The sequence below is a fragment of the Nocardiopsis sp. TNDT3 genome (assembly GCF_003427465.1).
In the GTDB taxonomy this organism is placed as follows: domain Bacteria; phylum Actinomycetota; class Actinomycetes; order Streptosporangiales; family Streptosporangiaceae; genus Nocardiopsis; species Nocardiopsis dassonvillei.
The window spans coordinates 1-7,243 of record NZ_QPFC01000084.1; the positions used below are offsets into that span (position 1 = coordinate 1).

Annotated in this window: 5 protein-coding genes; 3 read left to right on the forward strand and 2 right to left on the reverse strand. The window is 73.7% G+C overall.

Annotated elements, in window-relative coordinates; genetic code table 11:
• Positions 1 to 23: 23 nt before the first annotated feature.
• Complete coding sequence (locus DQW06_RS02420) at positions 24 to 620, reverse strand: hypothetical protein (RefSeq protein WP_013155149.1); 597 nt, start codon at positions 618 to 620, stop codon at positions 24 to 26.
• A 291-nt stretch (positions 621 to 911) separates the two neighbouring features.
• Between DQW06_RS02420 and DQW06_RS02425 the strand changes: the two genes are divergently transcribed.
• Positions 912 to 3,065, forward strand: a complete 2,154-nt coding sequence (locus tag DQW06_RS02425; protein ID WP_013155148.1) for an ATP-binding domain-containing protein — start codon at positions 912 to 914, stop codon at positions 3,063 to 3,065.
• A 43-nt stretch (positions 3,066 to 3,108) separates the two neighbouring features.
• Here the strand turns inward: DQW06_RS02425 and DQW06_RS02430 are convergent, their stop codons facing one another.
• Positions 3,109 to 3,828 carry a DUF998 domain-containing protein gene (locus tag DQW06_RS02430; RefSeq protein WP_117197882.1) on the reverse strand — a complete coding sequence of 240 codons (720 nt, stop codon included), beginning with the start codon at positions 3,826 to 3,828 and terminating at the stop codon, positions 3,109 to 3,111.
• A gap of 220 nt (positions 3,829 to 4,048) precedes the next feature.
• On the opposite strand from DQW06_RS02430, the gene DQW06_RS02435 reads away from it, so the two are divergent.
• Positions 4,049 to 4,972 (forward strand): universal stress protein, encoded by a 924-nt coding sequence (locus DQW06_RS02435; protein WP_013155146.1) that lies wholly within the window; start codon positions 4,049 to 4,051, stop codon positions 4,970 to 4,972.
• Positions 4,973 to 5,362: 390 nt separating this feature from the next.
• Positions 5,363 to 7,171, forward strand: coding sequence for a phosphoenolpyruvate carboxykinase (GTP) (locus DQW06_RS02440; protein WP_117197883.1), 1,809 nt, complete (start codon positions 5,363 to 5,365; stop codon positions 7,169 to 7,171).
• Positions 7,172 to 7,243: the final 72 nt, after the last annotated feature.

The window sequence follows — 7,243 nt, forward strand, 5'->3', positions numbered from 1 at the left end:
GGGCCGCCGCGCGCCCGCCGCGGCTACCCCTCCGTCAGGGCCAGGCCGATCAGTACGCCCGCCACGATGGCCAGGGTCAGGGCGACGGCGAACGCCATTCCGAGCAGGTAGGCGTGCTGCTCGGCCCACGTCACGAGACCGGGGCGGAACCGGTCGAGCTCCTTGGGGGTGACAGGCCCCTCCGGGCCGCTGCACGGCAGTCCGAGCGCGCTCACCAGCCGGTCCATGTCCTCGGTCGTGTAGTTGGCGCCGTACACCCGGACGAGCACGCCGCCGTGCTGGTCGAGGACGAACAGTGTGTCGCAGGGGCCCCCGCGCGGCTGGACGACGGTCGCGCGGATCGTCCACACGGCGCGCGACCGCGACCGGCGCCGCTGGAAGAACGCCCCCTTGAGGACGATCTCGTGCGCGGTCAGCACGATCCTGGCTCGGTGGAGGTGCAGGGCCACCGCCGCGACCAGCACGGTCCACGCGACGCCCGTGGCCAGGGCCGCTCCCGGGCCGACGCGGAACGCGATGCCGGCGGTCGTGACCACGCCGGTCACCACCCCGACACCCAGCCTGGCCCATCCCGCCCGGAGGCCGGGCCGTAGTACGAGGTCGCCCTGAACGTGGTGCATGTGAGTACCGTCCTCTCCCGGTTCCTCGGACGCTCCCGGGCCCGCGTTGGTTCTCGTCCCCTCCGGGCGGTCGCGCACCGGCGGCGGCGCGGCCGGGGGCCGGGGTCCCGGCCGGTTTGGTGAGGGCCCCGGAGCGGGTTAGGCTGGTGGCTCTTTTCGGCGGCGCTCCCTCAACGGGTGTTGTGCGCTCTCACGGATCGGAACGAACCGGGCCCTCGCGGCGACCGGGGCGGGACCCGCGCACGCGCGCTGCCGCGTTCCTGTCCCGCCGATCCCTTCCGAGGTCGCCGCATGTCCACGACCGATTCCCCCGCCGTGCCCGTGAGCCCCGAACTCCGGGCCGAGCGAGACCGCCTCGCCGCCGCACGCGCCGCCCTGGACCGGATGCGCGCGGAGGTCGAGGGCAGCGAACTCGTCCTGGGCGACGTCGTCAACGACAAGGTCACCAACGCCGCCCTGCGCCGGGGCCGCGAGCGCCGCCTCGCGGCCCTGGCCGACGTCCCCGGGGCCCCGCTGTTCTTCGGCCGCCTCGACTTCGAGCCGGGCACCGTCTTCCTGGACGACGACGTGTCCGACGGCGCCGGGCCCGACCGGATCCACATCGGCCGCCGCCACGTCCACGACGCCGAGGGGCGCCCGATGGTCCTGGACTGGCGCGCCCCCATCTGCGTCGCCTACTACCGGGCCTCGCCCGGCGACCGGATGGACGTGCGCCTGCGCCGCCGCTACGGCTTCACCACGATCGACCACGGCCGCGACGCCGACCCCGAGGTGGTGCTCACCGCCTTCGAGGACGAGCCGCTCACCACCGCCCCGACCGGGAGCGGCCAGCGCGCCAGCGCCCTGCTGGACGCGGAGATCGAACGCCCCCGCACCGGGCCCATGCGCGACATCGTCGCCACCATCCAGCCCGAGCAGGACGGTCTGGTCCGGGCCCCGCTCGCCACCACCCTGTGCGTGCAGGGCGCGCCCGGCACCGGCAAGACCGCCGTGGGCCTGCACCGCATCGCGTTCCTGCTCTACACCGAGCGCGAACGCCTCTCCCGCTCCGGCGTGGCGATCGTCGGCCCCAACCGCTCCTTCCTCTCCTACATCCGCGACGTCCTGCCCGCCCTCGGCGAGGTGGACGTCCAGCAGACCACCGTCACCGAGATGCTCACCGCCGGGCTGCCCGAGCGGTCCCGCCCCGCCGCCGGGTGGGTGCGCCGCACCGAGGAGCCCCGCGCCGCCCGGATCAAGGGCCAGGCCCGCATGGCCGAGGTGGTCCGCCGCGACCTGTGGTCGCACCTGCGCACGCCCGAGGAGGCGGTCATGGTCCGCCGCGGGTCGCGCCGCTGGCGCCTGTACCCCGAGGACCTGCGCCCCCTCCTGGACGAGCTGGCCGAACGCGGCGTCGCCTACGGCTCCGGGCGCGAACTCCTCTCCCACCGCATCGCCCACGCCGTGCTCTCCCTCATGGAGGCCCAGGGCGAGGTCTGCGACGACCGCACCCACGCGCAGGTGCGCCGCGACCCCGCCGTGAAGTCGGCCGTCACCGCCATGTGGCCCAAGGCCGACCCGCTCAAGCTGGTGCTCGGCCTGCTCACCGACCCCGAACGCCTGGCCCGCGCCGCCGAGGGGCTGCTCAGTACGGAGGAGCAGGCCGCCGTCCTGCTGCCGGGAAAACCCCGCGGCCCCAAGGCGGCCCTGTGGTCGGAGGAGGACCTGGCCCTGGTGGACGAGGCCGCCGCGCTCATCGAGCGCCCCGCCGGGCTCGGCCACATCGTGGTGGACGAGGCCCAGGACCTGAGCCCCATGCAGTGCCGGGCGATCGGCCGCCGCTGCGTGTCCGGCTCGCTCACGGTGCTCGGCGACATCGCCCAGGGCACCAGCCCCTCGGCGGCCGTCAACTGGTCCACGCTCCTGGAACACCTGGGCAAGCCCACCGGCCACCTGAGCGTCCTGGACCGCGGCTACCGCGTCCCCGCCCAGATCATCGACTTCGCCGCCCGCCTGCTGCCCGCGATCGCGCCCGGGCTGGGCGCGCCCGTGGCCGTGCGCCGCGCGCCAGGGGCGCTGCGGATCACCCCCGCCGAGGGCGGCCTGGCGGCGTCGGTCGCCGACGCCTGCCGCACCGCGCTCAGGGGGGAGGGCTCGGTCGGCCTCATCGCCGCCGACGCCGACCTGCCCGCCCTGCGCGAGGCCGTCGAAGCCGGGGGGCTGAGCGCGCCGCTGCTGGGGGAGGCGGGCGCCGGGCCGGACGCGGGCCGCCTGGTCGCGGTCCCCGCGAGCCTGGCCAAGGGCCTGGAGTTCGACGCCGTGGTGGTCGCCGAGCCCGCCGCCATCGCCGAGGCCGAGGAGCGCGGCGTCAACCGGCTCTACGTGGTGCTCACCCGCGCGGTGAGCACCCTGCACGTGGTGCACGCGCGCCCCCTGCCGGAGGCCCTGCGCGACACCGGGGCGTGACGACGGGCGGGAGCGCGCCGGGAGCCGCTCCCGCCCTGGTCCCTCAGCGCTCGACGCGGGCGCGCCGGGGCGTCCAGTTCCGCTTCCACAGGCTGGGCAGCAGGCCCGCGGTGAGCAGCCACAGGGCCACCGCCACCAGGTGGATCCGTTGCAGGGCGCTGAACACGACCCCCGGGTCGCCGTCGCCCCCGCCCGCGTAGACCCGTACCGCCGCGACCAGGACGGCGACGGCGGTGACCAGCTGGAGCGCGGCCACGACGGCCACCAGCGGCCACTTGCCGTCACCCATCCTGCGCCGGTCCACGGCCAGCACGATCGCGCCCGCCAGCGCGGCCAGGAGCGCCACCGCCGCGACGACGGCCTGGGCCGCCGTGGCCCCCTCCAGCCCCTCCGCCAGCGACTCCGCCGCGCACGGGACGTCCGTGGACACCGTGCAGGGCCCGGGGAAGAACGTGGCGGCCATCGACGCCGTGCCGAACACGAGCATGCACCACCACGACACCGCCAGCAGGTGGCCCGTCCTCTCCCTCGCGCCCAGCCCGAGACCGATCCCGGCGGCGATCATCACCAGGATCGCCGCGATGCGGTGCGCGCTCTCCAGGAACCTGGCGAAGTCCGAGCTCTGGACGGCCAGGGCCCCCTGGGCCGCGCTGCTGTCGGGCAGCATGACCTCCACGACCCACAGGCTATACACGAGCGCGGCCACCACGGCCGCGACCCTCCCGTCCCTGTAGTCCCAGTGCATCTGCGCGGAGTGCGACATCGTGCCCCCTGCCTTCCACGAGTTCCCACGCCCCCGCTGAGTCGTCCTCCGAAGGGCGCGTGGTCGAACCCACCCCTGTGTCGCCAACCCCTACCCGGGGTGCCCTGTCTCACCCAACTCGCGTCGGCACCGTTATCCACGGGTGCGTGTTCACACGGCATCATCGGGGGACACCGGCGGAATACGCGGGGCAGGGACGGCCGACGAGAAGGGCGCACGCATGGACGGCGCATCCACGACGCGATGGGTGATCGTGGGGGTCGACGGCACGGAATCCAGCCGCCACGCGCTGGAGTGGTCGGCGCACCAGGCGATGCTGCGCGGCCTCGGGGTCCGTATCGTCGCGGCCGCGGGGCCGCTGGCCTCGGTCGGCGTGTTCGCGGGGCACGGGCACGCCGACCCCGACGTCGCCCCGGACGTGTTCCCCGACGAGGCCGACGCCCAGGGGGCCGAGTCCCTGCTGGAGTACGCCGGGGACTGGGTGGCGCGGCTCTTCCCCGAGCTGCGGGTGGAGAAACGCCTGTCCTACGACCGCCCGGTGGAGGCCCTGCTCGCCGAGGCCTCCGCGGAGGGTGCCGTCGCCGTGGTGGTCGGCTCGCGCGGGCTGAGCGGGATCGTGGCCGCGTTCGTCGGTTCCGTGGGCATCGAACTGGCCGCCCGCGCGCCCGTTCCGGTGATCGTGCTGCCCCGGGAGCACGCCTCCGCGCACGGCGTGCGGGGCCGGGTGATCGTGGGCATCGACGGGTCCGAGCCGAGCAGGCGCGCGGTGGACTTCGCCTTCGCGCAGGCCGACTTCGCCGACACCGAACTGGTCGCGGTGAGCGCCTGGCAGCCGCTGGTGGCCTTCGCCGCCGCGACCGGGCCCATCCCGCCCGAGCTGTTCGACGACGCGACCGCCGCCGAGGCCGCCCGGCAGGCGCTGGAGGAGGAGCTGGCCGGGCCCCGCGCGCGCCACGCCGGTGTGCCGGTGCGCACCCGGGTCGTGCGCGCCCACCCCGTGATCGCCCTGCTGGAGGAGGCCACCCCCGCCGACCTCATCGTGGTCGGCTCGCGCGGACGCGGGGGCTTTCGCGGGCTGCTGCTCGGATCGGTGAGCCACTCCGTCCTGCACGGCGCCAGGGGGCCCGTCGCCATCCTGCGCTGATCCGGACCGGCCCCGCTTCCACCGCTCCCACCTGCGAAGAAGCGCCTCCGTGCCAGGGGTGCGGCAGCACAGGTCTAGTGCCCGTCCGGAGTCCGCGACCGGCCCCGGACACGCGGTGTGACGAACGGCACGGTGTGTCGGTCGTGGCACCCGGTTCCCCTCCTGACAGGGGAACCCGCTCCCAACAGCACCGGAACGGTCTCCGACCGGTCCCGGTTCGTGCGCGTACGTACCCGGTGGTAGACCACGCGGATCCCCTGCTGTGCAGGGGAATCCGTTCTTCCGGCACAACTTCTATAGACCATTGGCCTAAACCAATTGGTCACTGCGGGGGATCGTCGTTCATGATGCGAGAGATCTCGACCTTGAGAAGGAGCCGCTGTGACTGCCGTGGATACCGACGTGGACGCGCCGACCAAACACGAGGAGCTCGTCTCCTGGGTGCGGGAGGTCGCCGAGCTCACGCAGCCGGACGAGATCGTGTGGTGCGAAGGTTCCGAGGAGGAGTGGACCCGCCTGACCGACCAGCTGGTCGAGCAGGGCACCTTCGTCCGCCTCAACCCGGACAAGCGCCCCAACAGCTTCTACTGCAAGTCCGACCCGAGCGACGTCGCCCGGGTCGAGGACCGCACCTTCATCTGCTCCGAGCGCGAGAGCGACGCGGGCCCCACCAACAACTGGATCGCCCCCGACGAGATGCGCGCCACCTTCGGCGAGGTCTTCCGGGGCGCCATGCGCGGGCGCACCATGTACGTCGTTCCCTTCTGCATGGGACCGCTGGGCGGCGACATCTCCCAGCTCGGGGTCGAGATCACCGACTCCCCGTACGTCGTGGTGTCCATGCGCATCATGGCCCGCATGGGCAGCGCCGCCCTGCGCCTGATCGAGGAGCGCGGTGAGTTCGTCAAGGCGGTCCACTCCGTGGGCGCCCCGCTGGAGCCCGGCCAGCAGGACGTCGCCTGGCCCTGCAACTCCACCAAGTACATCTCGCACTTCCCCGAGACCCGTGAGATCTGGTCCTACGGCTCGGGCTACGGCGGCAACGCCCTGCTCGGCAAGAAGTGCTACGCGCTGCGCATCGCCTCGGTGATGGCCCGCGACGAGGGCTGGCTCGCCGAGCACATGCTCATCCTCAAGGTCACCCCGCCCAAGGGCCGGTCGCACTACGTCGCCGCCGCCTTCCCGAGCGCCTGCGGCAAGACCAACCTGGCCATGCTCCAGCCGACCATCCCCGGCTGGAAGGTCGAGACGGTGGGCGACGACATCGCCTGGATGCGCTTCGACGAGCAGGGCCGACTGCGCGCCATCAACCCCGAGGCCGGGTTCTTCGGCGTCGCGCCCGGCACCGGCGAGAAGACCAACGCCAACGCCGTGCAGACCCTCTGGGGCAACAGCATCTTCACCAACGTCGCCCTGACCGAGGACGGCGATGTGTGGTGGGAGGGCCTCACCGAGGAGCCGCCCGCGGGCCTCACCGACTGGAAGGGCCGTCCCTGGACCCCGGAGTCGGGTGAGCCCGCCGCCCACCCGAACTCGCGCTTCACCACCCCGGCCGGGCAGGCGCCGACCATCGCCGACGAGTGGGAGGACCCGGCGGGCGTGCCGATCTCGGCCATCCTGTTCGGCGGTCGCCGCGCCACCGCGGTGCCGCTGGTCACCGAGTCCTTCAGCTGGCAGCACGGCGTCTACCTGGGCGCCAACGTCTCCTCGGAGAAGACCGCCGCCGCCGAGGGCTCGGTGGGCGAGCTGCGCCGCGACCCCTTCGCCATGCTGCCGTTCTGCGGCTACAACATGGGCGACTACTTCGCCCACTGGGTGAAGCTGGGCCAGGCGGCCGACCAGGCCGAGCTGCCCCGGATCTTCTACGTCAACTGGTTCAAGAAGGACGCCGAGGGCCGCATCGTCTGGCCCGGGTTCGGTGAGAACAGCCGCGTCATCAAGTGGATCGTCGAGCGGCTGGAGGGCGAGGCCGAGGCGGTCGAGACCCCGATCGGCCGCCTGCCCGTGGCCGGCGGCATCGACACCGAGGGGCTGGACGTCTCCGACGAGGACATGGCCTTCGTGCTCGACGTCGACCGCGAGGTGTGGAAGCAGGAGGCCGCGCTGGTACCGGAGTTCTTCAAGACCTTCGGCGACCACCTGCCCGGCGAGCTGTGGGACGAGTACCACGCCCTGCTGGACCGTCTGGAGAGCCGGTAACGACCGCGACGGGGGCCTGACGGCCCCCTGACCAGGGCCCCCTTCCGCGCACGGGGCCCGTGGGGGAGGGGG

Coding starts and splice junctions, on each gene's coding strand:
- DQW06_RS02420 (WP_013155149.1), bottom strand. CDS start 620: ATGCACCACGTTCAGGGCGACCTCGTACTACGGCCCGGCCTCCGGGCG.
- DQW06_RS02425 (WP_013155148.1), top strand. CDS start 912: ATGTCCACGACCGATTCCCCCGCCGTGCCCGTGAGCCCCGAACTCCGG.
- DQW06_RS02430 (WP_117197882.1), bottom strand. CDS start 3,828: ATGTCGCACTCCGCGCAGATGCACTGGGACTACAGGGACGGGAGGGTC.
- DQW06_RS02435 (WP_013155146.1), top strand. CDS start 4,049: ATGGACGGCGCATCCACGACGCGATGGGTGATCGTGGGGGTCGACGGC.